Origin of the sequence: Variovorax paradoxus B4, from assembly GCF_000463015.1 — a bacterium.
Lineage (GTDB): Bacteria > Pseudomonadota > Gammaproteobacteria > Burkholderiales > Burkholderiaceae_C > Variovorax > Variovorax paradoxus_E.
The window spans coordinates 5152111-5177472 of the sequence record NC_022247.1 but is presented as its reverse complement, the minus strand read 5'-3'; the positions used below and the strand labels follow the sequence as shown (position 1 = coordinate 5177472).

Sequence of the window (25362 nt, the reverse complement as noted above, 5' to 3'; positions counted from 1 at the left end):
GCCAGTCCGGATGCACCAGCCTGGGGAGATGGGGCGGCTCTGCGGCGACTGCCGGTTTTCAGTTTGAATTTGCGCTGCGGAAGGACACTGGACCTGCGAGTGCGTGCTGACCGACGATTGCTCACAATGAGCATGCGGACCGGTCCCCGTGCACCGGCGCATTCAAGGAGTTGCACCGATGCTGTCAAATCTGTGGGTTGTCATCGCGATTCTTGCCATCGTGGCCGTCGCCGTATACGGATGGTGGAAGTGGTTCAAGATGTTCAATTCCCCCGACGGGGAACGCTACTCGCGTGCAGTGACCCAGGGGCCGATGGTCCCCCTTTCACCCGAGGACATCGAGGCTGACGCCAAGCGCCGCAGCGACCGGACGGCGAGCCAGTCGTTTGGATGAAATGTGATCCGCTGTTGGAAGCTGCGTTGCAGCATGCTCTTCTTGCTCGCCGCTTTGGTCCCGATGACACAGGCTCAACGGCCTGCCGAATGGAGGAACGCCTCGGCAGCCGAGCAGGCCCAGGACACGGTTGCGTTCGCGGGGATCGATCAGGCAATCAGGGAAGAGTCTCCCGACGTGCAGAGCGCGGTTGTCGTGTGGCAAGGCCGCGTCGTCTACCAGTTCTACCGCGACGGCTCGCCTGACACACTGCGCAATGTGCACTCGGTGTCAAAGAGTGCGCTGTCCACGTTGACGGGCATCGCATGGGGCCAGGGGCACCTCGCGAGCCTCGACGAGCGTATCGTCTCGCTGGTGCCCGAGTGGGCAGGGCTGAACCCCGACCCGCGGGCTGCGGCGATCACGGTGCGTCACCTGCTGACGATGACCGCGGGCTTCGAGGTCAACGACCCGACCGGAACGGCCACGGCGGGGCACCCTCAAGACGCGTGGAAGCGGCCCATGCGTGACGATCCGGGCCGAGCGTTCGCCTATGACAACGCGTTGATTCCAATGCTGTCGGTCGTGCTGGAGAGGGCCACCGGCATGTCCGTTCCCGACTACGCCAGGCGGCACCTGGTCGGGCCGCTGGCGCTGGGCGAGCCCTCCTATCAACAGGGGCTGAGCATGCGCACGCTCGACATGGCGAAGCTCGGCCAGCTGTATTTGCAGAACGGCGTCTGGGCGGGGCAGCAGATCTTGCTCGAGGCCTATGTCCACGATGCAACGCGCCCTCAAAGTGCGGGCGGCTTGCCCCTGTCCTTGCCCTACGGCTACATGTGGTGGGTCGTGCGCTCCAATGCCGTCCGCCCGACCTTCATGGCGGCGGGGTACGGCGGGCAGTTCGTCTGGGTCTATCCGCCTCTGGACCTGGTGATCGCAACCACATCGGCGGTGTCGCGCGAGAGCCTGCAGCGCTTCCAGGCCATGAAGTTGATCCGCGGGCGACTCTTCGCGGCAGCGCAACAGCGTGCGAAGGAGCCATCCCGTTAGGCGTCACGTCATGTCGGCGCGGGGCCCTGACCGGTGTTCCGGCCCGCCCCGCCGGCCGACAGCTACGCTGCCTGGCGCGGCCAGAGCCGCACGGCCAGCGCGGCGGCGGCCGTGCCGGTGGCCAGCCAGGTCACGCCGGCCCAGCCCCACTGTGCGAGCGCCAGTGCGCCCAGCGCCGAACCCGCCGCCATGCCGATGAACATGCTGGTGAACAGCACCGCGTTGAGCCGGCTGCGCGCACCGGGTTCGATGCCGTAGACGATGGTCTGGTGCGCAATCAGCGCCGCCTGCATGCCCAGGTCGAAGCCGACCGCGGCGAGCGCCAGCAGCCAGAGCTGCGCCTGCGGCGGCATCAGCGGCGCCAGGCCCATGGCCGCGAACGACGCCACCACCAGCCCGGCGCCCAGGCGCGTCACCAGCTCCGGCCCGCGCCGGTCGGCCAGCCGCCCGGCCAGCGGCGCCGCCAGCGCGCCCGCCGCGCCGGCCAGGCCAAAGGCCCCGGCTGCTGCGCTGCCCAGGTGGAAGGGCTCGCCGTGCAGCATCACGGCCAGCGTCGACCAGAAGGCACTGAATCCCACCGCCAGCAGCGCCTGGGCCAGCGCGGCGCGGCGCAGCGCGCCGTGGCGCGACCACAGCGTGCCCAGCGAGCCCAGCAGCGCGCCGTAGGCCAGGTGCGTGGTGGGCCGGAAGCGCGGCAGCCCGCGCCAGGCGGCCGCGCCGATGAGCGCGATGCTGGCTGCGGCCGCGATGAACATCGCGCGCCAGCCGAAGTGCTCGGCCACGAAGCCGCTCACCACGCGCGACAGCAGGATGCCCAGCAGCAGCCCCGTCATCACCGTGCCGACCGTCTTGCCGCGCGTGGCCTCGGGCGCCAGCGTGGCGGCGGCGGGCACGATGTCCTGCGCCATCGTGGCCGCCAGGCCGATGGCCAGGCTGGCCGCGAGCAGCACGCCGATCGACGGTGCGGCGCCGGCCACCAGCAGCGCGGCGCACAGCGCGGCCGCCTTGGCCAGCACGATGCGGCGCCGGTCGAAACGGTCGCCCAGCGGCGCCAGCAGCAGGATGCCGAGCGCGTAGCCCAGTTGCGTGAGCGTGGGAATGAAACCCACCGAACGGGTGGAGGCGCCGATGTCGGCGCCCAGCACCCCGAGCATCGGCTGGGCGTAGTAGAGCGACGCCACCGACAGGCCCGCGCCGGTGGCCAGCAGCAGGACCAGCGATGCCGGCAGGTCGCGCCCCTCCGGCGCGGCGCCCGTCGCTGCATGCACGGTTTGAATGGAGGACATGGTATTAACCCTTGAATATCGAGCGAGGATTGAAATGTGCACCCACGGAGCTTGGCTTGGTAGTCCCGTGGATCGCACAATGTCCATACGCTCAACGTATAAACCAGGCCATGTCGACTCCTGCTCCCGCCGCCGACCGCATCGAGCTGATGCAGACCTTCGTCCATATCGTCGAGGCCGGCAGCCTCTCGGCCGCCGCGCTCCAGATGGGGGCGACGCAGCCCACGGTGAGCCGCCGGCTGCAGGCGCTGGAGCGCTCGCTGGGGGTGCGGCTCTTGCGCCGGTCCACGCACGCCATGAAGCTCACTGAAGATGGCGAGCGCTGCTACGAGCGCGCCCGGGAGCTGATCGCGGACTGGCACGCCTTCGAAGCCGACCTGCGCGGCGTGGGCGACGAGCCCGAGGGCACCCTCCGCGTGGTGGCCCCGCATGCGCTGGGCCAGCTGCTGCTGGTCGGTCCGCTGGCCGACTACCTTCGCGCCTATCCGCGGGTGGCCGTCGAATGGCTGCTGAACGACCGCCGGCCCGACTTCATCGCCGAAGGCGTCGACTGCGCGATCCAGGTCGGCGAGCTGACCGACACCATGGCCGTGGCGATCAAGCTCTCGGAAGTGCCGCGCGTGGTGGTCGCCGCACCCTCGGTGCTGGCCGGGCGCACGCCGCCCGCGCATGCCGCGGAGCTGGCCGAGTTGCCGTGGCTCGCGCTGCGCACCTTCTATCGCAGCGAGGTGCTGCTCACGCACCGGCCGACCGGCGAGATCGCCCGGGTGCAGATCCGCCCGCGCATGAGCACCGACAGCCTCTATGCGCTGCAAAGCGCCGCCCGCATGGGCCTGGGCGCCTGCGTGGCCTCGGCCTGGCTCATGAACGAGGATATCGCCGCCGGCCGGCTGCTGCAGCTGGTGCCGCAATGGCATGCAGCGCCGCTGCCGGTGTACCTGATCTATCCGCCGTCGCGCTTCCAGCCTGCGCGGCTGCGCCGCTTCATCGAGACGATGCGGCTCGCGCTGGCCGACCCGGCGGGCCGTGCATGGGAGGCCGGCGCCTCCTGAACGCTGCCGTGCGCGGCGTCAGCAGGCCCGCCGCGCCGCATGCGCGGCATCGGCGAACCACGACAGGAAGTGCAGCAGCCAGCTCATCATTTCATCCCGGAAGCGCGGCGTGAGCCGTACCTGCGCCCGCCCTGCGTCGTGCGCAAGGTGGCCCGCCTCGATCGCTTCCTTCAGCACGCCGCGCACATGCGAGTGCGAAAGTCCCAGTCCCTCGGCGAGCTCGCGTGCGCGCAACGGGAACGCCACCAAAGGCGAGCATGGCACCGGGTTCGCCTCGAAATGGTCTCGCAGCAGCAGCATCGCGAGCCGCCCGCCGCCGTCGCGGTCGTCGAACCAGGTCCAGCCGCCGAAGCGGCCGCGGTGCAACGCCACCTGGTCCAGGATGCGGCCGGCCCGGCTGACGAAGGCGCTGAAAAAGGCGGGATCGTCCGAGAGCCTTGCCGCATGGCCGGCGTCGAGCAGCCCCAGCGCCTCGCAGCAGCGCAGGTGGTGGGCAATCCAGGCGCGCAGGCCGGCGACCAGCCGTTCCTGCGGCACCAGGTAGCGCACGCGGCGATCACCCGCATCGGCCTCCGCCGTCACCATGCCCGTGAGCCGCAGCACGGCGACGAAGCTGGCCAGCGTGCGCGTGCCGCGGCTCGCATTGCGCTGCAGCAGCGCCAGCGTGGGGCGCTCGGCGCCTTCCTCCTTCCAGCGGTAGTGCTGCACCACGATCCGGCCCGCGGCGTGCGACTGCATGGCGCGGCCGAAGATCTTGTTGATGAGCCGCTCGCCCCAGTGCATGCGCACGATGGCATCGCAATAGAGCGCCACGGCCTTCGCGCGGGCCTCGTAGGAGATCGAAAGGGCCACGTCGGGCGGGGGCAGTGGATCCATGCAATGTTTGGACTTTGTTGTTCTCGATACATAGCGTAACAATTCGTGCGCCGGTGCGAAAGCCCGGCATTTCCTGCCGGGTGACCGGCGAACTCGACAACCACCAAGAACGGAGTTCCACATGTGTGATTGCCTACCTTCCGCCGCGGTGCCGGCAACCTCGCGCCGCCGGCTGCTGAGCGGCGCGGCCGCTTTCGCCGCCCTGGCGTCCGGCGCCGATGCGTTCGCTGCCGACACGCCGCTGCCCGACAACCGCATCGGCGGCGATGCCGCGCTCCAGCGGCTGGTGCAGGGCAATCTGCGCTATGCACAGGGCAAGCAGACGCAGCGCGATTTCAGCGTGGGCCGCGTGGCGCGCACCTCGGGCCAGAAGCCGTTCGCGGCGATTCTTGCCTGCGCGGATTCGCGCGTCGCGCCGGAGCTCGCCTTCGACCAGGGCCCGGGCGATCTCTTCGTGGTACGGCTGGCCGGCAACTTCGTCAACGACGATGCCATTGCCAGCATGGAATACGCGGCCAAGTTCCTCGACGTGCCGCTCATCATGGTGCTTGGCCACAGCAACTGCGGCGCCATCTCGGCCACCATCAAGGTGCTGCAGGAGAACGCCGTGCTGCCCGGACACCTGCCCGGGCTGGTCGCGTCGATCCGGCCTGCCGTGGAGGCCGCGTCGCGCCGCAAGCCCGCGTCGCTGCTGGAAGCCGCCACCGAACAGAACGTGCGGCAGAGCGTGGCGCGCCTGGCCACTTCGGCGCCCATCCTCGGGGGCATGGCTTCCAGCGGCGCGGTCAAGGTTGTCGGCGGGGTCTATGACCTGGCGACGGGCCGAGTGAGCATCGTCTGATCGTCACTGCGTCTGGCCCATCCGAGGCGGGGCGCCCGGGCGCGGTCAGCTGCTGCCGTCTTCGATTTCCTTGCCGTCGGGCGATAGGCACAGCGGCCCGGTGCAGTTCAGCGACCTGAAGAAGATCGGCGAATCGGGAAGCCCGAAGTAGCGCAGCCCGATCGCGGTCTGGCTGTTCGCCTGCACCGCGTTGGCCTCCTGGATGTCGAAGACCGGGTCGGGGTTCTCGAGGAATTCGTACTCGAAGCTGCTCGACTGCGTCGTGTCCTTGAGATAGAAGATGAAATCCTTGCCGTCCTCCATGAAGCGCGACTTCAGCAGGCGATAGCCCGTTGCACCCTGCGCGCGGATCTGCACCTTGACGTCTTCGACCGTCCCGCCGACCACGCTCAGCGGGCTGACGACCGCCTTCAGGTCGTAGCGGGCTGCGCTGCCCAGGTCCTTGATGAAGAATTGCTGCGTCAGGCCCCTCAGCACCGGCGTGGCCCATGGCCTGAAGCCGTTGGCGCCCTGCGCATTCGCCAGGTTCACGAAATCGGCGGAGGTGGGGGGAATGTCGGCCGCCGTGTAGTCGTAGGTGGCCGACGATCCGGCGTCCTTGCGGTAGAGCACGGCGAACTCGGCGTTGTCGTTCACGCTCAGGCCGATCACCCCGAGGATCTTGACGTACACCATGCCCTTCGCGCCCTGCGCCTTCATCTGCTGCAGCAGGCGCGGCAATCCGTCGCTCGACAGGATGTCGACTTCGAAGCGCTTGTATTCGTAGGTGTAGGTCGTCTCGATGTCCTTGACCATCATGAACTGGTCCCGCAGCGTGACGATGGTGCCGCCAGTCACGCCGTCAAGGTAGCGATAGCCTGCGGCACCTTCGCGATTGAGCAACGCGATGTAGTCGTCGTAGCGCTTCTCGGCCGTCTCGGTGTCTGGGTTCCTGTCCTGCTGGAAGCTCAGGAACTTGTAATGCGCACGGATCGGGGAGGGATTGGGCGAGGGATTCGGATTCGGATTCGGGGCCGGGGCCGGGGCCGGGTTCGGACCGGGATCGGGTTGCTGGCCGGGCGGAATTCCGCCGATCGGCAGCCCGCTGTAGCCGCCCCCCCCACCACCACCACCGCCGCCGCAGGCCATCAGCAACGCCGTCGCGGCCACTGTCAAAAGCAACTTTGTCTTCATGTTCTCCCGCCTCCTTCCTACGGGCTCGCCGCGACGGACCAGCCCGGCGGCGAGCGTGCGAAGTTACGGTCGCCGCCGCGGGCGAACCAGTGTCGAAAGTCACGAAGTGGCAGGGCCAGGCGTCCTGCGGATGCAGGCAGCCGGACGAGAGAGAACTTAAGTTTCGATGCCGCAGCCGGCGAGCACGAAAGCCACGAGCTCGCGCGCAATCGGCTCGCGGTCGATCGGCGCATCGGGCGGCAGGCCGAGCATCACGCGCGTCTGTATCGCATAGTCGGCGTAGCTCTGGGTCATGGCCCAGATGTGCATCAGGAGCAGGCGCGCATCGAGCGGGCGCATCTGCCCGCGCGCGATCCAGCCGTTGATGATGTCGACCTTCTTTTGCGTCCAGGCCCGCGCGTTGGGCCAGTAGCGGTCGAGGTTGCGGCCGCCGTCGAGCACTTCGCGCGTGAAGATGCGCGAGATCTCCGGGTTGTCGAATGCGTGGTCGAGCTTCTTGCGGATGTAGTCGCCCAGCACGGTGGCCGGATCGCTGGCGTCCTCGAACGAGAACACCACCTTCCAGGCATGCAGCACCTGCATCAGCAGCTCTTCGTAGAGCTCTTCCTTGCCGGCGATGTAGTAGTGCAGCTGGGGCTTGGTGAGGCCGGCGCGCGCGGCGATGGCCTGGGTGGACGTGCCCTTCAGGCCATGCAGGCTGAACTCGGCCACGGCCGCGGTGCGGATCGCCGCCATGATGCGCTCGCGCCCCGGCCGCGCGCGCGACAGCGGGCCGTCGGGGGCGGGCATTTCCTGGGCGGTACTCGGGGAAAGGGCGGCGGGATCGGCGTTCATGGGATGACGGGTTTGCGGCGGTGCGCCCGGCGATGGTAATCCTTGGCGCATGGCCGCATGCCATGCCGGCATGGAAGCGCAGGGCATGCGGGCACGGTTCATGTATCTTCTCGCCGCTTCCGGAAATTCATCCAAGACAAGGAGTTCCCTTCATGTACCTTTCCCCCCGTTTCAGGGCCTTCGCGGCCGGCGCCGCGCTGTTCGCGGCCAGCGCCCTGGCGCAAGCCCAGCAGGCATTGCCCAATGTGGTGATCCTGGCCACCGGCGGCACCATTGCGGGCGCCGGCGCCTCGGCTGTCAACAGCGCCACCTACGCAGCCGCCAAGGTCGGCGTCGAGAAGCTGATCGCCGGCCTGCCCGAACTCTCCAAGATCGCCAACGTCCGCGGCGAGCAGGTGTTCCAGGTCGCTTCCGAAAGCCTCACCAACGACAACCTCCTGACGCTCGCCAAGCGCGTCTCCGCGCTGTCGAAGCAGCCCGACGTGGACGGCATCGTCATCACCCACGGCACCGACACGCTGGAAGAAACCGCCTTCTTCCTGACGCTCACCGTGCACACCAGCAAGCCGATCATCGTGATCGGTTCGATGCGCCCGGGCACGGCGCTTTCGGCCGACGGCGCACTCAACCTGTACGACGCCGTCAGCGTGGCCGGCAGCAAGGACGCGGCAGGCAAGGGCGTGCTGGTGACGATGAACGACAACATCGACAGCGGCCGCGACGTGAGCAAGAACGTCAACATCAAGACCAGCGCCTTCTCGAGCCAGTGGGGCCCGCTCGGCATGGTGGTCGAGGGCAAGAACTACTGGTTCCGCGCGCCGGTCAAGCGCCACACCATGAACTCGGAGTTCGACATCGACAGCATCAATGCGCTGCCACCGGTCGAGATCGCAATGGGCTACGAGGGCGTTTCGTCCATTGCCATCGACGCGTTCGCCAAGAGCGGCGTGAAGGCGATCATCCATGGCGGCACAGGCAACGGCTCGGTGGCCAACCGGATCGTGCCCAACCTGCAGAAGGCGCGCAGCGACGGCGTGATCGTGATCCGCAGTTCGCGCGTGCCCGACGGCTTCGTGATCCGCAACGCCGAGCAGCCCGACGACAAGTACGACTGGGTGGTGGCGCACGACCTGCGCCCGCAGAAGGCGCGCATCCTGGCGATGGTGGCTCTTACCAAGACCAGCGACACGAAAGAACTCCAGCGCATCTTCTGGGAGTATTGACCCACCCCCGATGCGGCTCACTTCGTGTGGCCGCCTCCCTCTCGAGGGGGCAACACCTGCGGCCCGGCAAAGCCGGTTCCGCGGTGTTCCTGGCGAAGACCTCCTCGATCGATGCCGCTCAGGGACGGATGCGCCGGCGCTTGCGGTGCCGCGCGTATTCGAGGCTGCTCACGCACACGAGCAGCCAGGCGAGGCCGGTCAGCAGGCCGGCCGCCACGTCGCTTGCGAAATGCACCTGCAGGAACACGCGGCTGCACGCGATGGTGACGATGGCCGCCGCCGCCGCCATGGCTGCCGGCACATGCCAGCGCGCCGGCAACAGGCGCAGGGCCAAGTACAACAGCATGCCGTAGCTTACGATCGCGCCCGCGCTGTGGCCGCTCGGAAAGCTGAAGCTCGTCTCCAGCGCGAGCCCGTGGTCGTGCAGCGGCCGGGCGCGCGCGAAGATGCGCTTGAGCGCCGGGTTCAGCAGCACGATCCCTCCGAGCGCCATGACCCAGCCCAGCGCCAGTCCATGGTGCGCGCGGCGCCACAGCAGCAGGGCCACCACGAAGCACACCGGCGCCAGCAGTTCGGCGTCGCCCAGGTGCGTGAGCCAGCTGAAAGCCACGAGCGCCGCCCACGGCACGTGGTTGCCGACCGCGTCGGCCAGTGCCTGGTCGGCCAGCCCCAGCAGCCGGCCGTCGCCGAGCTTCGATGCAAGGTACGCCACCAGGCTCGCCGCCCCGAGGATCGACAGAAAGCCGATGGCCAGCCCCGCGGCCAGCCGCGGTTCGTCGGGCTCTTCGGCCGATGATCTCCTGATGCGCCGCCGCTGCAGCGCCCGGCAGGCCATGCCGGCGCCGAGCACCGAGACGGCGAAGATGCATGCGAACCAGGCCAGGGAATGCTCGCCCAGCTGGCGGGCGAAAAGAACGAGGGCAGGGGCTTCCAACGGCATGCGGCGCACCCTAAGCGGGCGGCGCAGCGCTGGCAAGCGGAAGCCGCAATACTTTGGCGCATACGAAGGCCTTGTCGGCAGCCGAATGGTCCCACCGCTCGGCCTGGCACGCGCGGACGCCTTCCGGCGTGCCCAGGCGCAGCACGTTCACCGAATTGGGATGCCCCGCGCGCACGCGCGACGACACGGCCGTGCCGGCCTGCACCGCCCATGCGGTGCGCGGGCAGCCGGCGTACGCGTCGTGCAGCGAACGCACGAACGGCAGGTGGATGTGGCCGCCCAGGATCAGGTCGGCGCCGGCCGCGCACCAGCGCGCAACGGCGGCATCGCGCCCGTGCAGCCGGTTCGACATGTCTTCCTGCCGCGTCACCATCACCGGCTGGTGCGTGACCACCACGCGCAATTGCGACGCCGAAGCGGCCGCCAGCCGGGCTGCCACCCGCTCGATCTGCGCCGGCGAAACCTCGCCGTCCGCATGCCGGTACCAGCGCGTGGTGTTGACCGCGACCACCAGCCATTCGGCGGATTCGAACACCGGCTCCAGGTCGGTGCCGAAGGCGCCGGCGTACCGTTCATAAGGCGCGAACAGGCGTGCCCCCAGCTGGAAGAGTGGAATGTCGTGGTTGCCCGGAATGGCCAGCACGGCCGGCGCGGCCAGCCTGTCGACGAAGGCGCGCGCGGCCGCGAACTGCGCCCGCGTGGCGCGCTGCGTGATGTCGCCGGAGAGCACCACCACCTGCGGCGACAAGGCCTTCGCGAGCCGCTCGAGCGCAGCCATCACCTCGGGCTGCTCGGTGCCGAAATGCGTATCGGAGATCTGCAGCAGGCAGCTCATTGCCTCGCGGCCTCCAGCTCCGGCGCGATGTCGGGCCGCACCAGCCACAGCGGCTCGGGCGAGACCCGAAACAGCAGCGGCATCTCGGCCCAGGCGATCTCGCCGTCGGTGGCCACCTTCACGCGGCGCGGCGGGTGCAGGCGGCCGGCCTTCACCGTCATCGATTCGAACGCGAAGCTCAGCACCTCGTCCGTGCTTCCCAGCCGGCCGAGCGCGCCGCGCACCAGCAGGCCGGGCATGGCCAGCACCCCCATCGGCTTCAAGGTGATGGCGGCCAGCTGGCCGTTTTCAGGCGCATCGGCATGCTCGATGCCCACCTGCAGCAGCTGCAGCGGGTTGTTGCCCACGAAAAGCGTCGTCGTGCGGATGTCGCGCTCCACCCCGTGCGAGGCGATGCGCAGGTTCCAGTGCCGGTGGCCGCGCATCACGGTGAGCAGGCCGGCGAAGAACGCGACCCAGCGGCTGCGGCCGTAGCGCACCTTGTAGCTCTCGCGTTCCTCCAGCAGTTCGGCATACAGGCCCATGCTGGCATTCACCAGGAACAGGCGGTCATTGACCAGCCCCACCTGCACCGGCCGCGGCTGCTCGGTCAGCAGCACCTGCAGCGCCTGCGCCGTATCGCGCGGAATGCCATGGGCGCGGCTGAAATAGTTGAAGGTGCCCTGCGGCAGCACGCCGAAGGCCAGCCCGCTGCCGAGCGTGGCCCGCGCCACCGTGTTGATGGTGCCGTCGCCACCCGCCGCAACCACCACCCCGTCCACGGCGCGGGCACGTTCGACCGCCTCGCGCGCGAGCGCCTGCACCGTCGCGCGCTCGTCGACCAGGAAGATGCGCAGCCTCCGGCCCGCCGCGGCACAGCCCTGCTCGATGATTTCGCGGGTTTCGGCGGCGTCCGCGCTGCCGGAGCCGGCGTTGAGAACGATGAACAAGGGAGAGCTCGGACCGAGGGGAGACGGCTGCATGTCGATGGAAACCGGAAAAAGGAGGGGAAGAGCCCGGCGGGCTGCGAAAGTTCGGGCGCGCGGGGCAGGACGCCTCGGAAAAGCGCGGTGCGCGCCCCCGCCCCGCGGTTGTCGCACGGCCGGCCGGCCCGCGCAGGCGGCCGGTATCCCGGCCTGCTGTGGGAGAGCGGCCCTCCGCCCGTAAAATCGTCTGCTTTCGCGGTGCTTCATCGCGCTACCGTCCAACGCCCGGTCACGCCGGCCTGCTTCATGTTGACCTTCCAGCAAATCATTCTCAAACTGCAGTCGTACTGGGCCGACAAGGGCTGTGCGCTGCTGCAACCCTACGACATGGAAGTCGGCGCGGGCACCTCGCACACCGCCACCTTCCTGCGCGCGCTCGGCCCCGAGCCCTGGAAGGCCGCCTACGTGCAGCCCAGCCGCCGCCCCAAGGACGGCCGCTACGGCGAGAACCCCAACCGCCTGCAGCACTACTACCAGTACCAGGTGGTGCTCAAGCCCGCGCCCAGCAACATCCTGGAGCTCTACCTCGGCAGCCTCGAAGCGCTGGGCTTCGACCTGAAGAAGAACGACATCCGCTTCGTGGAAGACGACTGGGAGAACCCCACGCTCGGCGCCTGGGGCCTGGGCTGGGAAGTCTGGCTCAACGGCATGGAAGTGACGCAGTTCACCTATTTCCAGCAGGTGGGCGGCATCGACTGCAAGCCCATCACCGGCGAGATCACCTACGGCCTGGAGCGGCTGGCCATGTATCTGCAGGGCGTGGACAACGTCTACAACCTGACCTGGACCGAGGGCCTGAGCTACGGCGACGTCTACAAGCAGAACGAGGTCGAGCAGTCGACCTACAACTTCGAGCACAGCGACGCCGAGTTCCTGTTCACCGCCTTCGCGGCGCACGAGAAGCAGGCCAGGCACCTCATGACCGAGCAGCTCGCGCTGCCGGCCTACGAGCAGGTGCTCAAGGCCGCGCACAGTTTCAACCTGCTCGACGCGCGCGGCGCGATCAGCGTGACCGAGCGCGCGGCCTACATCGGCCGCATCCGCAACCTCGCGCGCAGCGTGGCGCAGAGCTACTACGAGAGCCGCGAGCGGCTCGGTTTTCCGATGGCGCCTCGCGAGTGGGTTGCACAAATCACGAAGAAGGCGGCCTGAGCGATGACGAGCGTGCAAAAGAACCTGTTGGTCGAACTCTTCGTCGAAGAGCTGCCGCCCAAGGCGCTGAGGAAACTCGGCGATGCCTTCGCCGGCGTGCTGCGCGACCAGCTCGTGGCCCAGGGCCTCGCCGAGCCCGCCTCGGTGCTGACCGCCTACGCATCGCCGCGCCGGCTGGCCGCGCACCTCACGCACGTGGCCGAGCGCGCCGCCGACAGGGCCGTGTCGCAGAAGCTCATGCCCGTGGCCGTGGGGCTCGATGCCTCGGGCCAGCCCACGCCCGCGCTGCTCAAGCGCCTGGGTGCGCTGGGCGCCGACGCCTCGGCCGTGCCCGGCCTGAAGCGCGCGATGGACGGCAAGGCCGAAGCGCTGTTCTACGAAAGCACCGCCAAGGGCGCGACGCTGGCCGAAGGCCTGCAGAAGGCGCTGGCCGAAGCAATCGCCAAGCTGCCGATTCCCAAGGTCATGAGCTACCAGCTCGAAAGCGGCAGCGAGCTGCCGGGCTGGAGCAGCGTGAGCTTCGTGCGCCCCGCGCACGGCCTGGTGGCGCTGCATGGCGACACCGTGGTGCCGGTCGAGGCGCTCGGCCTTCATGCAGGCCGCGAAACCCACGGCCACCGCTTCGAGGCGGCCGTTGACCCCGTGGTGCTGCGCGACGCCAACAGCTATGCGCTGCAGATGCAGGACGAGGGCGCGGTCATCGCGAGCTTCGAAGCCCGCCGCACCGAGATCGCGCGCCAGCTCGCGGCCGCGGCCGTGCAGGTCGGCGGCGCCACCGTGCCGATCCAGGACGACGCGCTGCTCGACGAAGTGACGGCGCTGGTCGAGCGGCCCAACGTGCTGGTCTGCAGCTTCGAGCGCGAATTCCTCGAAGTGCCGCAGGAGTGCCTCATCCTCACGATGAAGGCCAACCAGAAGTACTTTCCACTGCTCGACGCGTCGAACAGGCTCACCAACAAGTTCCTGGTCGTCAGCAACATCAGCCCCGAGGACGCGAGCGCGGTGGTCGGTGGCAACGAGCGCGTGGTGCGCCCGCGCCTGGCCGACGCCAAGTTCTTCTTCGACCAGGACCGCAAGAAATCATTGGCCTCGCGTGTCGAATCGCTGGGCAAGGTGGTCTACCACAACAAGCTCGGCACCCAGGGCGAACGCGTCGAACGCGTGATGCACATTGCGCGCGGCATTGCAGAGAAGCTCGGCGACGCCACGCTCGCCGCACATGCCACCCAGGCCGCGCAGCTCGCCAAGGCCGACCTGGTGACCGACATGGTCGGCGAGTTCCCGGAACTGCAGGGCACCATGGGCCGCTATTACGCGCTGCACGACGGTTTGTCCGCCGAAGTGGCCGACGCGATCGAAGACCACTACAAGCCGCGCTTCGCCGGCGATGACCTGCCGCGCCACATGGCCGGCATCGTGGTCGCGCTGGCCGACAAGCTCGAGACGCTGGTCGGCATGTTCGGCATCGGCAACCTGCCCACCGGCGACCGCGACCCCTTCGCACTGCGCCGCCATGCGCTTGGGGTGATCCGCATGCTGATCGAGAAGGACCTGCCGCTGGGGCTCGACGCACTGCTGCAGGATGCCGCCGCGCAGTTCAAGGAGATCGACGGTTTCGACAGCGGCAAGGCCACCGTCGAACTGCAGGACTTCATCCTCGACCGCCTGGCCGGCAGCCTGCGCGAGCAGGGCGCCAGCGCGCAGGAAGTCGACGCCGTGCTGGCGCCGCGGCCGCAGCGCCTGGGCGAAGTGCCCAAGCTGCTGGCGGCGGTGCGGGCCTTTGCCGCGCTGCCCGCCGCGGCCGCACTGGCCGCTGCCAACAAGCGCATCGGCAACATCCTCAAGAAGGCCCCCGAAGCCGATGCGCACGTCAGCGAGCTGCTGCTGCAGGAGCCGGCCGAGAAGGCGCTGCATGCCGCCATGGCCGAGGTCGTGCCCGCCGCCAATGCCCTGTTCGATGCCGGCGACTACACCGCTTCGCTGCAGACCCTGGCCGCGCTGCGCGAGCCGGTCGATGCGTTCTTCGACGGCGTGATGGTCAATGCCGAACAGGCCGACCTGCGCCTCAACCGGCTCGGCCTGCTGATGTCTCTGCACGCTGCGATGAACCGCGTGGCGCAGCTCGAGCGGCTGGCTGCCTGATCCCCCTGGCGACCTCACGATGGGCGGCACTGCCATGAAACTCGTCATCCTCGACCGCAACGGCACGATCAACGTGCACCGCGAAGATTTCGTCAAGAGCGACATCGAATGGACGCCACTGCCCGGTGCGCTCGAGGCCGTTGCCCGGCTCAATCATGCGGGCTGGCACGTGGTGGTCGCGTCCAACCAGTCGGGCCTGGGCCGTGGCCTGTTCGACATGGCGTCGCTCAACGCCATGCACGCCAAGATGCACAAGATGCTCGCGGCCGTGGGCGGACGGGTCGATGCGGTCTTCTATTGCCCGCACAGCCCCGACGAGGGCTGCGAATGCCGCAAGCCCGCGCCGGGCCTGTTCCGCCAGATCGGCGACCGCTACGGCATCGACCTGAAAGACGTGCCCACCGCGGGCGACAGCCTGCGCGACCTGCAGGCCGGCGCGGCCGCCGGCTGCGAGCCGCACCTGCTGCTCACCGGCATGGGCGCGGCCTGCCGCGGCGTCCATCCGCTGCCTTCCGAATTCCCGGCGAACACCCTGGTTCACGAGAACCTCGCCGCCTTTGTCGACTTCTTGCTTGCGCGCGAAGCGCAGGCTGCATTGCAGGTGGCTGTCTGATGGCGTTTATCCGTTCCGTTCTCCATGCACTCTGGATGCTCGTCACCGTGGTGCCATGGGGCATCATCATGTGCGTCAGTTCGCTCTGGAAGCGCGGCATACCGCTCTACTGGATGGCGGAGCAGTGGCTCAGCTGGGCCATCGGTGGTGCGCGGGTGCTGCTGGGCATCCAGACCCGCGTGACCGGCATGGAAAACCTGCCCGCCGACAAGCTGGCCGGCGCGGTCCTGCTGGTGAAGCACCAGTCGACCTTCGAGACCTTCCTGATGCCCACGCTGATGCCGCATCCGCTGGCCTTCGTGTTCAAGAAGGAACTGATCTACGTGCCCTTCTTCGGCTGGGCGATGGCCCGCCTCGACATGATCCACATCGACCGCAGCCAGCGCGCGCAGGCCTTCAACAAGGTCGTGAACCAGGGCCGCAAGCTGCTTGCGCAGGGCATCTGGATCATCATGTTTCCCGAAGGCACCCGCATCCCGCGTGGCCAGAAGGGCACCTACAAGAGCGGCGGCACGCGGCTCGCATGCGAGACCGGCGTGCCGGTGATTCCCATTGCCGTCACCTCGGCCAAGGTCTGGCCGCGCAAGGCCTTCATCAAGCGCCCCGGCGTGGTCGACGTGTCGATCGGCCCGGCCATTCCCAGCGTGGGCCGCAAGCCCGACGAACTGATGCGCGAAGTCGAAGCCTGGATCGAATCCGAGATGCGCCGGCTCGACCCCGAGGCGTACCGCGACAGCCTGCCGCTGCCGCAGGCGCCGCAAGAAGTGCGCTGAAGAAAAAGAAGAACAAGGAAAGAGCCCGAAATGCGGGGACTGCTCCAGTTCACGATGGACCTGTTCGAAGGGCTGGGCAACGAGTTTGCGCCGGCCAAGCCGACCGAGCCCCGCGCAAAGAAGGTCAGGAAAAAGGCGGCGCCGCCTGTCGTCGTGGCGCCCGTCGTGGCCGATGCGCAGTCACGGGAAAGGGCCGACCTTGCCGGCCCCGCGTTGCCCGCCATTCCGCTGCGCGATACGCTCGCGCTCGCGAGCTTCGTGCACCCCCAGGCCACGCGCGAAGCGGTGCTGGGCTCGGCGCGTGTGGCCTACGAGTTCAAGCGCGGCAAGCGCAAGACCATCGGGTTCCTGGTGGGCGCCGAAGGCCTGTCGGTGCGCGCGCCGCGCTGGGTCACGCTGCGCGACGTCGATGCCGCCATCCAGGAAAAGGCCGACTGGATCCTGCGCAAGCTGCTGGAGACACGGCAACGCCACGCGCGCGTCGAGGCCACGCGCATCGAATGGAAAGACGGGGCCGAGTTTCCCTTCATGGGCGAAACGGTCGTGATCCGCCTCGATCCGAAGCACGGCTTCGCAAGCGTCGGCGGCACGCTCGATGCGAGCGACGACGGCGCCGCACCGCGCACCCTGCGCCTGGCCGTGGCGCAGAACGCCGAGGCTTCGCAGATCCGCGATGCCGCCCAGGCCTGGCTCATGCGGCAGGCGCGGCGGCTCTTCATCGAGCGGCTCGACCACTTCGCGCCCCGGCTCGAGGTGCGGTGGCAGAAGCTGTCGTTGTCGAATGCCGCGACGCGATGGGGGAGCGCGAGCGCGGATGGGTCGATCCGGCTGAACTGGCGCTTGATCCACTTTCGCCTGCCGGTGATCGACTATGTGGTGGCGCACGAACTGGCGCACCTGCGGGTGATGGACCACTCGCAGCGCTTCTGGAGCACGGTGGAGAGCGTGGTGCCGGACTATGACCTGCTCCGGCAGCAGCTCAAGGACGAGGCTGTGCCTCGGTGGTCCTGAGGGGGCTGCTTCGCTTGGGCCCCGGGGAGGCAATCCCTACGACACGGCCCGAATCGGTATGTACATCTCTCCACCGGCTGCCGCGAACTCCTGCGATTTCTCGGCCATTCCGGCCGCCATGGCTTCCGACTCGGCCACGCCCTTCTTCGCCGCGTACTCGCGCACTTCCTGCGTGATCTTCATCGAGCAGAACTTCGGTCCGCACATCGAGCAGAAGTGCGCGACCTTGCTCGAATCCTTGGGCAGCGTCTCGTCATGAAATTCGCGCGCCGTGTCGGGGTCGAGGCCCAGGTTGAACTGGTCCTGCCAGCGGAACTCGAAGCGCGCCTTGCTGAGCGCGTCGTCGCGCGAGCGTGCCCCCGGATGCCCCTTGGCCACGTCGGCCGCATGCGCGGCGATCTTGTAGGCAATGATCCCCTGCTTGACGTCGTCGCGATCGGGCAGGCCCAGGTGCTCCTTGGGCGTCACGTAGCAGAGCATCGCGGTGCCGGCCCAGCCGATCATCGCGGCGCCGATGGCGCTCGAGATGTGGTCGTAGCCCGGCGCGATGTCGATCGTCAGCGGGCCGAGCGTGTAGAACGGCGCCTCGTGGCAGTGCTTGAGCTGCTCGTCCATGTTGGCCTGGATCATGTGCATCGGCACGTGGCCCGGCCCTTCGATCATGGTCTGCACGTCGTGCTTCCACGCGATCTGCGTGAGCTCGCCCAACGTGCGCAGCTCGGCGAACTGCGCTTCGTCGTTGGCATCGGCGCCCGAGCCCGGGCGCAGGCCGTCGCCGAGCGAGAAGCTCACGTCGTAGGCCTTCATGATGTCGCAGATGTCCTCGAAGCGCTCGTACAGGAAGCTCTCCTTGTGGTGCGCGATGCACCACTTGGCCATGATCGAGCCGCCGCGCGAGACGATGCCCGTCATGCGGTCGGCCGTCAGGTGGATGAACGGCAGGCGCACGCCGGCGTGGATGGTGAAGTAGTCGATGCCCTGCTCGGCCTGCTCGACCAGCGTGTCGCGGAAGATCTCCCAGGTCAGGTCCTCGGCCACGCCGCCCACCTTCTCCAGCGCCTGGTAGATCGGCACCGTGCCGATGGGCACGGGACTGTTGCGCACGATCCAGTCGCGCGTGGTGTGGATGTTCTTGCCGGTGGAAAGATCCATCACGTTGTCGGCGCCCCAGCGGATCGCCCACACGAGCTTTTCCACTTCTTCCTCGATGCTGGAGGTGACGGCCGAGTTGCCGATGTTGGCGTTGATCTTGACCTTGAAGTTGCGGCCGATGGCCATCGGCTCGACTTCGGGGTGGTTGATGTTGGCCGGAATGATGGCGCGGCCGCGCGCCACTTCCTCGCGCACGAACTCGGGCGTGATGATGCGCGGAATGCTGGCGCCCATGGGGTTGCCGGCCACGCGCTTTGCGCGCTCCTCGTTGGCGAGGTATTCGGCCATCCACTCGCGCTTGCCGTTCTCGCGCAGTGCCACGTATTCCATCTCGGGCGTGACGATGCCGCGGCGCGCGTAGTGCATCTGCGTGACGTTGGCGCCCGACTTGGCGCGGCGCGGCGTGCGCTGCAGGGCCGAGGCGCCGGCGCGCAGTTCGGCCAGGCGCTGGGCATCGTGGTCGTGGGCGTGCTTGAGGCCCTCGTCGAGCGCCTGGTGCGAGCGGCCTTCGTAGCTTTCCGTGTCGTTGCGCTCGGCGATCCAGGCGCCGCGCACGCCGGGCAGGCCGCGGCGCACGTCGATCTCGACCTTGGCATCGGTATAGGGGCCCGAGGTGTCGTAGAGCGACACGGTCTCGCCGTTGGTCAGCAGCACGTCGCGCACCGGCACGTTGAGGTCGGGCCGGCTGCCCGGGATCAGGCACTTGTGCGATGCGGGAAAGGGCTCGCGCGTGAGCGAGAGCAGGGAGGTGAACTTGTCTGGGGCATTCATGCGGGGCACTCCTTGTTGAGGGAAAGGGTGCTCCGCAATCGCTCTGAGGACTTTGGGCCGCCACGGTGGGTGGGTGGCGGGACCGGAGTCGGGGAGTGCAGCTCTTCTTACGCCGGTATGACCCGGATCAAGTTCGCGGGTCGGCACTTTGCCATCTCAGCACGCCACTTGCGTGCACCCCGGAGCGGGGTTCATTGTGCGGGCCGAAGCCCGGTGCGTCAACCGGGGGTCTGCAGGTCGCCCTCGAGGTAGAACCAGCGGTCCCCCTCGCGCACGAAGCGGCTGCGCTCGTGCAGGCGCGTGGCGGCGCTGGTGCTGCTGCGCTGGCGGGCGACGAATTCGACCTCGGCATGGTCGGCGTCGAGCACCGAACGCGAGCGGATGTCGAGCCCGAGCCATTTCACGCCGGGTTCGAACTCGATCGACGCCGGACGCGTCGACGCGTGCCAGGTGGCGAGCAGGTAGGGGCCACGCTCCAGCACGAACGCGGTATAGCGCGAACGCATCAGCGATTCGGCGTCGGGCGCGGGCGTGCCCTCGAAATCTTCGAGGTAGCGGCCGCAGCACAGGGCATAGCCGATGGGCTTGTCTCGGCGGTCCGTGCGGCCGCAGGGGCAAGGTCCGGTGGTGGGATCGGTGGCACTCATGAAGAACGCTATTGGAACATCCTCCGGGGCCCTTCGCCGATGGGGCAAGCCCGGGGCCCGGCCGACGGCCGTGCAAGACGCCCGGTTCAGGCCAGCGCGCGCTGGATGAGCAGCTTCTGGATGTCCGACGTGCCCTCGTAGATCTGGCACACCCGCACGTCGCGGTAGATGCGCTCGAGCGGAAAGTCGTTCACATAGCCGTAGCCGCCCAGCGTCTGGATCGCGGCGCTGCAGACGCGCTCGGCCATTTCGCTCGCGAACAGCTTGGCCATGGCGGCTTCCTTGAGGCAGGGCCGGCCGGCATCGCGCAGGCTGGCGGCGTGCCAGATCAGCTGGCGGGCGGCCTCCAGCTGCGTGGCGCACTCCGCCAGTCGAAAGCCCACGGCCTGCTGGTCGAAGATCGCCCCGCCGAAGGCCTGGCGCTCCTTGGCATAGGCCAGCGCCACGTCGAAGGCGCTGCGCGCCATGCCCACGCTCTGCGCCGCAATGCCGATGCGGCCGCCCTCGAGCGCACCCAGGGCGATCTTGTAGCCCTCGCCCTCGGCGCCGATGAGGTTTTCCGCCGGGATGCGGCAGCCGTCGAAATTGATCTGCGCGGTGTCGCTGCTGTGCTGGCCCAGCTTGTCCTCGAGCCGCGCCACGCTGTAGCCGGGCGCGTCGGTGGGCACGATGAAGGCGCTCATGCCGCGCTTGCCGGCGCCCTTGTCGGTCACCGCGATGACGATCGCGACCTGGCCGTTCTTGCCGCTGGTGATGAACTGCTTCACGCCGTCGATCAGGTAGCCATCGCCATCCTTGCGTGCCGTGGTGCGCAGGCTCGATGCATCGCTGCCGGCCTGCGGTTCGGTGAGGCAGAAGGCGCCGAGCATCCGGCCTTGCGCCAGCGGTTCGAGCCACTGCTTCTTCTGCTGCGCATTGCCGTAGCGCATGAGGATGGCGTTGACCGGGCAATTGGTCACGCTGATGGCGGTGCTGGTGCCGCCGTCGCCGGCCGCGATTTCTTCCAGCACCAGCGCGAGCGTGAGGTAGTCGAGGCCCGCACCGCCGTGTTCCTCTGGCACGCAGATGCCGTAGGCGCCGAGCGCCGCGAGGCCCTGGTGCGCTTCCTTCGGGAAGCTGTGCTCGCGGTCCCACTGGGGGGCGTTGGGCCAGAGTTCGGCTTGCGAAAAATCGCGCACCGCGTCGCGGATGGCTTCCTGGTCGGCATTGAGCAGCATGGCGTGTCTCCTGTCTTTTTTCTGGCGTGCCTACGTGCTCACTTGCCGGAGCCCAGGTCCATGATCAGGCGCGCGGCCATGTAGAGGCGCCTCGGAATGGCGCTGATGTCGACGTACTCGGCCTTGTCGCTGTGATAGCCAAAGCCCGGCAGGCCCAGGCTTTCGATCACCGGCTTGCCCGAGAGCGCCGCGTAGGCCGCGTCGGTGCCGCCGCCGGTGCGCTCTTCCACGCCCAGCGTGCCGCCGGCTTCCTTGTAGTAGGCCACGGCCTTTTCGACCAGCTTCCTGCCGCCTTCGCCCGCATTGAAGGCCGGACGGCCGCGCGTGACCACCACCTTGACATCGGATTCGGGCAGCTTCTTCTGCTGCGCCCTTTCTTCCAGCGTCTTCATGGCAGCCTCGAAGTCCTCGTTCTGCGCGTAGCGCACGTCGGCGTTCAGCGTGGCGCTCGCCGGAATGATGTTCGACACGTTGCCGGCCTTGGCGATGGTCCAGTTGAAGCGCAGGTGCCTGGCCTTGTCGTCGATGCTCATGGTGCGCAGCACGAGGTCGGACGCCTCGACCAGCGCGTTCACGCCCAGGTCGGGCGCGGCGCCCGCATGCGAGGCCTTGCCGGTGATGTTGACCTGCACGTAGGCAATGCCCGAAGTGCCGAGCGAAAGCTTTTCGTCGCCCGCGCTCGTGGGTTCGAAAGAGAGCACGTAGTCGGCCTGTTTCGCTTCTTCCTGGATCAGGTCGCGCGAGCCGAAGGAGCCCTTTTCCTCGTCGGTATTGAACAGCACGGTGATGGTGCCGTAGTCGCGCACGCCATAGTCCTTGAGCAGCTTCAGCGTGTGCAGGATGACGGCGTTGCCGCCCTTGTCGTCGGCGATGCCGGGGCCGTAGGCCTTGGTGCCTTCGACGCGGAACGGCGCCTTGGCGAGCGTGCCCTTCAGGTACACGGTGTCCATGTGCGACATCAGCAGCAGGTTCTTGCCACCCCGGCCCTTGAGCTTGCCGACGATGTTGTCGCCCACCACGAGGCCGGCGGACTTGCTGCGCGTGACGGTGAAACCGAGATTCTTGAGCTCGCCCTCAAGGTAGTTGCCAGCGGCCGCGATGCCTTCGGCATCGCCCGTGCCGGTTTCGATGTTGACCAGTTGCTCCAGCGTCTTGAGCACTGCGGGCTGCGCATCGGTGGCGGCCTGGAACAGCACGTTGTCGCGCTTTTGCGCCCAGCCGGCGGCGGGCGCCAGGAAGGCGGTCGCCAACAGGGCAGCGAGGACGGTGCGTTGATTGAATGGGCGCATGAAGAATCTCCTGGCGTCTGCAGTATTCGTAGAGAAAAAACCACAAGCGCCCCGGCAAGGGGCGCTTGTGGCGGTTGTTTCTTGCTAAAGCAACTCGAGTGCCACGGCCGTGCCTTCGCCGCCGCCGATGCACAGCGTGGCCACGCCGCGCTTCTTGCCGCGCGCCTTCAGCGCATGGATCAGCGTGACCATGATGCGCGCGCCGCTGGCGCCGATCGGGTGGCCCAGCGCGCAGGCGCCGCCGTTCACGTTGACGATCTCGTGCGACACGTCGAGCTCGTGCATCAGCGCCATCGGCACCACCGCGAAAGCCTCGTTCACCTCCCACAGGTCCACGTCCTTGACCGTCCAGCCGGTCTTCTTGAACAGCTTGGCCACGGCGCCCACCGGCGCGGTGGAGAACCACTCGGGCTGCTGCGCATGCGTGGCATGGCCGACCAGGCGCGCAATGGGCTTGGCACCGATCTTCTTCGCGTGCGATTCGGTCATCATCACCAGCGCGGCGGCGCCGTCGTTGATCGACGAGCTCGAGGCGGCGGTGATGGTGCCGTTCTCCTTCTTGAACGCGGGCTTGAGCGTGGCGATCTTGTCGAGCTTGACCTTGCCCGGGCCTTCGTCGATGGAAATGACGGTGTCGCCGCCGCGGCCCTTCACGGTGACGGGCGTGATCTCGTCCTTGAACGCGCCGGATTCGGTGGCAGCCTTGGCGCGCTGCACGCTGGCAATGGCGAAGGCGTCCTGCTGCTCGCGCGTGAACTTGTACTTGGCGGCGCAGTCTTCGCCGAAGGTGCCCATCGAGCGGCCCGGCTGGTAGGCGTCTTCCAGGCCGTCGAGCATCATGTGGTCGAAGATGCGGTCGTGGCCCATGCGGTAGCCGCCGCGGCCCTTGAGCATGAGGTAGGGCGCATTGGTCATGCTTTCCATGCCGCCCGCCACCATCACTTCGTGCGTGCCGGCCAAGAGCAGGTCGTGCGCGAGCATCGCGGCCTTCATGGCCGAGCCGCACATCTTGCTGAGCGTGACCGCGCCCGCGCTGTCGGGCAGGCCGCCCTTGTAGGCCGCCTGGCGCGCCGGCGCCTGGCCCTGGCCGGCCATCAGGCAGTTGCCGAACAGCACTTCGCCCACGCTGTCGGGCGCAATGCCGGCACGCTCGACGGCGGCCTTGATGGCGGCGCCGCCGAGGTCGTGCGCCGAGAGGGAAGAGAAGTCGCCCTGGAAGCTCCCCATGGGGGTGCGGGCGGCGCCGACGATGACGATGGATTCAGGCATGGTGGTCTCCTTCGGAAAGTTGAAAGAAAGCGGTCGTCGTGGACCGGGGCTCAATCAGAAATGGGTCGCATGGCCCTCATGCGGAAAGCGCTGCGACTCTTCGTACGGGAACACATCGAGCATCTGGCCGGCCCGGATGCGTTCCTTGTGGTGCTGCCAGAAGGCAGCGTCGAGCAGGTCGGCATGGTGCGCCATGAAGGCTTCGCGCACCGCGTCGTTGCCGAGCAGGAAAGGGCCGAAGGTTTCGGGAAAAACGTCCTTCGGGCCCACCGAATACCAGACCTCGCCGCTCATCTCGTCTTCCTCGTTGCGCGCAGCGGGCACCTTGCGGAACTGGCAGTCGGTGATGTATTCGATCTCGTCGTAGTCGTAGAAGACCACCTTGCCGCCGCGCGTGACGCCGAAGTTCTTCCACAGCATGTCGCCCGGAAAGATGTTGGCTGCCACCATGTCCTTGATGGCATTGCCGTATTCGACCACCGCGTGCTCGAGCTGCTCCTTCGCGCGCTTGGCATGCGCCGGGCTTTCCGGATCGGCGAGCGTGTCGAAGGCCTCCTGCAGGAAGATGTTGAGCGGGATCATGCGGCGCTCGATGTAGACGTGCTTGAGCACGAGCTCCATCTCCCCGTTGCCGTCGCGGTCGCCGATCTCGAGCTGGCTGGGCGCGAACTTCCGGATTTCCTCGATCAGCTCGGGCTCGAAGCGGTCGAGCGGAAAACCCACGTCGCTGTACTCCAGCGTGTCGGCCATGCGGCCCACGCGGTCGTGCTGCTTCACGAGCATGTACTTGCCCTTGATCTGCTCGCGCGTGGTGTCCTTCTGCGGGGGATAGAAGTCCTTGATGACCTTGAACACGAACGGGAACGAGGGCAGGTCGAACACCAGCATGACCATGCCCTTGATGCCGGGCGCAATGCGGAAGCGGTCGCTCGAGTAGTTCAGGTGCGAGAGGAAGTCGCGGTAGAACAGCGTCTTGCCCTGCTTGGCCAGGCCCAGCGCGTTGTAGATTTCCGCCCGCGGCTTGCGCGGCATGAGCGAGCGCAGGAACTGCACGCAGGCCGAGGGCACTTCCATGTCGACCATGAAGTAGGCGCGCGCAAAGCTGAACAGCATCTGCAGGTCGTCCTCGCCGAAGAGCGCCGCGTCCACGTAGAACCGGCCCTGGCTGTCGTGCAGGATCGGCAGGGAGAACGGGAGCTCGACGAAGCCGTTCATGATCTTGCCGACCACGTAGGCGCCCTTGTTGCGGTAGAACAGCCCCGAAAGCACCTGCAGCTGGAAATTGGCGCGCAGCTTCACCTGGTGGAAGCGCCCCATGATGGCGTGAGCCACGCGCTCGGCATCGCGCCGCTTGTTGGCAAAGCTGCCCTGCAGGCCGTAGTCGCCCAGCATCTGCTCGATGGTGTCGGCCAGCGTCTCGTGCGAAGGGTAGTAGGGCCTGTACGTGGGCGCGCCGCGCGGCTCGATGTACTCGGTACTGATGGCCGGGCGAACGAAGATGAAATCGTTCTGGAAGTACGCCCGGTGCAGGATCTTCGTGGTCACCGAATTGAAGAAGCTCTCGGCCAGCTCGGGCTGGTGGTGGTCCACCAGCAGGCCGATGAAGTGCAGCTTGACCTGGTGCCACACCTCCATCGGCTGGTCGCCGGCCTTGAACTCCTTTTCGAGCCGGGCCACGGCCTCGTTCACGCGCAGGTCGTAGAACTCGATGCGCTCGCGCTGCGCGCGCTGCTGGCCATGCCAGTCGGCCGTTTCGAAGCGGTGCTTGGCGCGCGCCGATTCGGCGCGGAACAGGCTGTAGTGGCGATTGAATCCATCGATCATCGCCTTGGCGATGTCGTAGGCCAGCGGTGAATCCAGACGCTGCGGGAACAT

Annotated in this window: 23 protein-coding genes and 1 riboswitch; of the genes, 10 read left to right on the top strand and 13 right to left on the bottom strand. The window is 67.9% G+C overall.

Going from position 1 to position 25362, the window contains the following annotated elements; translation table 11 throughout:
• Window positions 1-178: 178 nt before the first annotated feature.
• Together VAPA_RS24095 and VAPA_RS24090 are read left to right on the top strand one after the other, a co-directional pair.
• Window positions 179-394 (top strand): hypothetical protein, encoded by a 216-nt coding sequence (locus VAPA_RS24095; RefSeq protein ID WP_021012625.1) that lies wholly within the window; start codon window positions 179-181, stop codon window positions 392-394.
• Between the two features lie 33 nt (window positions 395-427).
• Window positions 428-1426, top strand: coding sequence for a serine hydrolase domain-containing protein (locus VAPA_RS24090; protein WP_021012624.1), 999 nt, complete (start codon window positions 428-430; stop codon window positions 1424-1426).
• Window positions 1427-1488: 62 nt separating this feature from the next.
• Here the strand turns inward: VAPA_RS24090 and VAPA_RS24085 are convergent, their stop codons facing one another.
• The gene (locus tag VAPA_RS24085; RefSeq protein ID WP_021012623.1) at window positions 1489-2712 is read right to left on the bottom strand and encodes an MFS transporter; all 1224 of its coding nucleotides are present in this window, start codon (window positions 2710-2712) and stop codon (window positions 1489-1491) included.
• Window positions 2713-2822: 110 nt separating this feature from the next.
• On the opposite strand from VAPA_RS24085, the gene VAPA_RS24080 reads away from it, so the two are divergent.
• A complete protein-coding gene (locus VAPA_RS24080) occupies window positions 2823-3764 on the top strand; it encodes a LysR family transcriptional regulator (protein ID WP_021012622.1) in 942 nt (313 codons plus the stop codon).
• An 18-nt stretch (window positions 3765-3782) separates the two neighbouring features.
• Here the strand turns inward: VAPA_RS24080 and VAPA_RS24075 are convergent, their stop codons facing one another.
• Complete coding sequence (locus tag VAPA_RS24075; protein WP_021012621.1) at window positions 3783-4640, bottom strand: hypothetical protein; 858 nt, start codon at window positions 4638-4640, stop codon at window positions 3783-3785.
• A gap of 121 nt (window positions 4641-4761) precedes the next feature.
• On the opposite strand from VAPA_RS24075, the gene VAPA_RS24070 reads away from it, so the two are divergent.
• Window positions 4762-5481 carry a carbonic anhydrase gene (locus VAPA_RS24070; RefSeq protein WP_021012620.1) on the top strand — a complete coding sequence of 240 codons (720 nt, stop codon included), beginning with the start codon at window positions 4762-4764 and terminating at the stop codon, window positions 5479-5481.
• Between the two features lie 45 nt (window positions 5482-5526).
• Here the strand turns inward: VAPA_RS24070 and VAPA_RS24065 are convergent, their stop codons facing one another.
• On the bottom strand, window positions 5527-6654 hold the full coding sequence (locus VAPA_RS24065) for a hypothetical protein (protein ID WP_021012619.1): 1128 nt from the start codon (window positions 6652-6654) through the stop codon (window positions 5527-5529).
• A 156-nt stretch (window positions 6655-6810) separates the two neighbouring features.
• Window positions 6811-7488 (bottom strand): TetR family transcriptional regulator C-terminal domain-containing protein, encoded by a 678-nt coding sequence (locus tag VAPA_RS24060; protein WP_021012618.1) that lies wholly within the window; start codon window positions 7486-7488, stop codon window positions 6811-6813.
• A gap of 152 nt (window positions 7489-7640) precedes the next feature.
• On the opposite strand from VAPA_RS24060, the gene VAPA_RS24055 reads away from it, so the two are divergent.
• Window positions 7641-8711, top strand: a complete 1071-nt coding sequence (locus tag VAPA_RS24055; RefSeq protein WP_021012617.1) for an asparaginase — start codon at window positions 7641-7643, stop codon at window positions 8709-8711.
• A gap of 118 nt (window positions 8712-8829) precedes the next feature.
• On the opposite strand, the gene VAPA_RS24050 is transcribed toward VAPA_RS24055, so the two are convergent.
• Genes VAPA_RS24050 through VAPA_RS24040 form a run of 3 tightly spaced genes read right to left on the bottom strand, consistent with a single transcriptional unit; the run spans window position 8830 to window position 11448 of the window.
• Window positions 8830-9651, bottom strand: a complete 822-nt coding sequence (locus tag VAPA_RS24050; protein WP_021012616.1) for a phosphatase PAP2 family protein — start codon at window positions 9649-9651, stop codon at window positions 8830-8832.
• Window positions 9652-9661: 10 nt separating this feature from the next.
• Window positions 9662-10486 (bottom strand): metallophosphoesterase family protein, encoded by an 825-nt coding sequence (locus VAPA_RS24045; protein ID WP_021012615.1) that lies wholly within the window; start codon window positions 10484-10486, stop codon window positions 9662-9664.
• A complete protein-coding gene (locus VAPA_RS24040) occupies window positions 10483-11448 on the bottom strand; it encodes a diacylglycerol/lipid kinase family protein (RefSeq protein ID WP_021012614.1) in 966 nt (321 codons plus the stop codon). The genes VAPA_RS24045 and VAPA_RS24040 overlap by 4 nt, the downstream gene beginning before the upstream one ends.
• 249 nt (window positions 11449-11697) lie before the next feature.
• Here VAPA_RS24040 and glyQ point away from each other — a divergent pair, with 249 nt between their 5' ends.
• Genes glyQ through VAPA_RS24015 form a run of 5 tightly spaced genes read left to right on the top strand, consistent with a single transcriptional unit; the run spans window position 11698 to window position 17142 of the window.
• Window positions 11698-12603: a glycine--tRNA ligase subunit alpha gene (gene glyQ, locus VAPA_RS24035; protein WP_021012613.1), complete on the top strand. Its 906-nt coding sequence runs from the start codon at window positions 11698-11700 to the stop codon at window positions 12601-12603.
• A gap of 3 nt (window positions 12604-12606) precedes the next feature.
• Window positions 12607-14745, top strand: coding sequence for a glycine--tRNA ligase subunit beta (gene glyS / locus VAPA_RS24030; RefSeq protein ID WP_021012612.1), 2139 nt, complete (start codon window positions 12607-12609; stop codon window positions 14743-14745).
• A gap of 19 nt (window positions 14746-14764) precedes the next feature.
• Entirely contained in the window at window positions 14765-15358 is a 594-nt protein-coding gene (gene gmhB, locus VAPA_RS24025) for a D-glycero-beta-D-manno-heptose 1,7-bisphosphate 7-phosphatase (protein ID WP_041946228.1), read from the top strand.
• The gene (locus VAPA_RS24020) at window positions 15358-16131 is read left to right on the top strand and encodes a lysophospholipid acyltransferase family protein (protein WP_021012610.1); all 774 of its coding nucleotides are present in this window, start codon (window positions 15358-15360) and stop codon (window positions 16129-16131) included. The genes gmhB and VAPA_RS24020 overlap by 1 nt, the downstream gene beginning before the upstream one ends.
• A 30-nt stretch (window positions 16132-16161) precedes the next feature.
• A complete protein-coding gene (locus VAPA_RS24015) occupies window positions 16162-17142 on the top strand; it encodes a M48 family metallopeptidase (protein WP_021012609.1) in 981 nt (326 codons plus the stop codon).
• Between the two features lie 36 nt (window positions 17143-17178).
• Here VAPA_RS24015 and thiC read toward each other — a convergent pair whose 3' ends face one another.
• The 6 genes from thiC to aceK form a co-directional block, all read right to left on the bottom strand.
• The gene (thiC, locus tag VAPA_RS24010) at window positions 17179-19065 is read right to left on the bottom strand and encodes a phosphomethylpyrimidine synthase ThiC (RefSeq protein ID WP_021012608.1); all 1887 of its coding nucleotides are present in this window, start codon (window positions 19063-19065) and stop codon (window positions 17179-17181) included.
• 87 nt (window positions 19066-19152) lie between these two features.
• A riboswitch (TPP riboswitch) is annotated at window positions 19153-19257 on the bottom strand.
• Between the two features lie 26 nt (window positions 19258-19283).
• Complete coding sequence (locus VAPA_RS24005; protein ID WP_021012607.1) at window positions 19284-19712, bottom strand: YchJ family protein; 429 nt, start codon at window positions 19710-19712, stop codon at window positions 19284-19286.
• A gap of 86 nt (window positions 19713-19798) precedes the next feature.
• Entirely contained in the window at window positions 19799-20929 is a 1131-nt protein-coding gene (locus VAPA_RS24000; RefSeq protein ID WP_021012606.1) for an acyl-CoA dehydrogenase family protein, read from the bottom strand.
• A gap of 38 nt (window positions 20930-20967) precedes the next feature.
• The gene (locus VAPA_RS23995; RefSeq protein ID WP_021012605.1) at window positions 20968-22218 is read right to left on the bottom strand and encodes a glutamate carboxypeptidase; all 1251 of its coding nucleotides are present in this window, start codon (window positions 22216-22218) and stop codon (window positions 20968-20970) included.
• 84 nt (window positions 22219-22302) lie between these two features.
• Entirely contained in the window at window positions 22303-23487 is a 1185-nt protein-coding gene (locus VAPA_RS23990) for an acetyl-CoA C-acyltransferase (protein WP_021012604.1), read from the bottom strand.
• 54 nt (window positions 23488-23541) lie between these two features.
• The gene (gene aceK, locus VAPA_RS23985; protein ID WP_021012603.1) at window positions 23542-25362 is read right to left on the bottom strand and encodes a bifunctional isocitrate dehydrogenase kinase/phosphatase; all 1821 of its coding nucleotides are present in this window, start codon (window positions 25360-25362) and stop codon (window positions 23542-23544) included.

What these genes read in the sequence shown, in the direction of transcription:
- VAPA_RS24080 (WP_021012622.1), top strand. Translation starts at nt 2,823, where the DNA reads ATGTCGACTCCTGCTCCCGCCGCCGACCGCATCGAGCTGATGCAGACC.
- VAPA_RS24070 (WP_021012620.1), top strand. Translation starts at nt 4,762, where the DNA reads ATGTGTGATTGCCTACCTTCCGCCGCGGTGCCGGCAACCTCGCGCCGC.
- VAPA_RS24095 (WP_021012625.1), top strand. Translation starts at nt 179, where the DNA reads ATGCTGTCAAATCTGTGGGTTGTCATCGCGATTCTTGCCATCGTGGCC.
- VAPA_RS24005 (WP_021012607.1), bottom strand. Translation starts at nt 19,712, where the DNA reads ATGAGTGCCACCGATCCCACCACCGGACCTTGCCCCTGCGGCCGCACG.
- VAPA_RS24000 (WP_021012606.1), bottom strand. Translation starts at nt 20,929, where the DNA reads ATGCTGCTCAATGCCGACCAGGAAGCCATCCGCGACGCGGTGCGCGAT.
- aceK (WP_021012603.1), bottom strand. Translation starts at nt 25,362, where the DNA reads ATGTTCCCGCAGCGTCTGGATTCACCGCTGGCCTACGACATCGCCAAG.
- VAPA_RS23995 (WP_021012605.1), bottom strand. Translation starts at nt 22,218, where the DNA reads ATGCGCCCATTCAATCAACGCACCGTCCTCGCTGCCCTGTTGGCGACC.
- VAPA_RS23990 (WP_021012604.1), bottom strand. Translation starts at nt 23,487, where the DNA reads ATGCCTGAATCCATCGTCATCGTCGGCGCCGCCCGCACCCCCATGGGG.
- VAPA_RS24055 (WP_021012617.1), top strand. Translation starts at nt 7,641, where the DNA reads ATGTACCTTTCCCCCCGTTTCAGGGCCTTCGCGGCCGGCGCCGCGCTG.
- glyQ (WP_021012613.1), top strand. Translation starts at nt 11,698, where the DNA reads ATGTTGACCTTCCAGCAAATCATTCTCAAACTGCAGTCGTACTGGGCC.
- VAPA_RS24075 (WP_021012621.1), bottom strand. Translation starts at nt 4,640, where the DNA reads ATGGATCCACTGCCCCCGCCCGACGTGGCCCTTTCGATCTCCTACGAG.
- VAPA_RS24060 (WP_021012618.1), bottom strand. Translation starts at nt 7,488, where the DNA reads ATGAACGCCGATCCCGCCGCCCTTTCCCCGAGTACCGCCCAGGAAATG.
- VAPA_RS24065 (WP_021012619.1), bottom strand. Translation starts at nt 6,654, where the DNA reads ATGAAGACAAAGTTGCTTTTGACAGTGGCCGCGACGGCGTTGCTGATG.
- VAPA_RS24090 (WP_021012624.1), top strand. Translation starts at nt 428, where the DNA reads ATGCTCTTCTTGCTCGCCGCTTTGGTCCCGATGACACAGGCTCAACGG.
- VAPA_RS24020 (WP_021012610.1), top strand. Translation starts at nt 15,358, where the DNA reads ATGGCGTTTATCCGTTCCGTTCTCCATGCACTCTGGATGCTCGTCACC.
- VAPA_RS24040 (WP_021012614.1), bottom strand. Translation starts at nt 11,448, where the DNA reads ATGCAGCCGTCTCCCCTCGGTCCGAGCTCTCCCTTGTTCATCGTTCTC.
- VAPA_RS24015 (WP_021012609.1), top strand. Translation starts at nt 16,162, where the DNA reads ATGCGGGGACTGCTCCAGTTCACGATGGACCTGTTCGAAGGGCTGGGC.
- VAPA_RS24085 (WP_021012623.1), bottom strand. Translation starts at nt 2,712, where the DNA reads ATGTCCTCCATTCAAACCGTGCATGCAGCGACGGGCGCCGCGCCGGAG.
- VAPA_RS24045 (WP_021012615.1), bottom strand. Translation starts at nt 10,486, where the DNA reads ATGAGCTGCCTGCTGCAGATCTCCGATACGCATTTCGGCACCGAGCAG.
- gmhB (WP_041946228.1), top strand. Translation starts at nt 14,765, where the DNA reads ATGGGCGGCACTGCCATGAAACTCGTCATCCTCGACCGCAACGGCACG.
- VAPA_RS24050 (WP_021012616.1), bottom strand. Translation starts at nt 9,651, where the DNA reads ATGCCGTTGGAAGCCCCTGCCCTCGTTCTTTTCGCCCGCCAGCTGGGC.
- glyS (WP_021012612.1), top strand. Translation starts at nt 12,607, where the DNA reads ATGACGAGCGTGCAAAAGAACCTGTTGGTCGAACTCTTCGTCGAAGAG.
- thiC (WP_021012608.1), bottom strand. Translation starts at nt 19,065, where the DNA reads ATGAATGCCCCAGACAAGTTCACCTCCCTGCTCTCGCTCACGCGCGAG.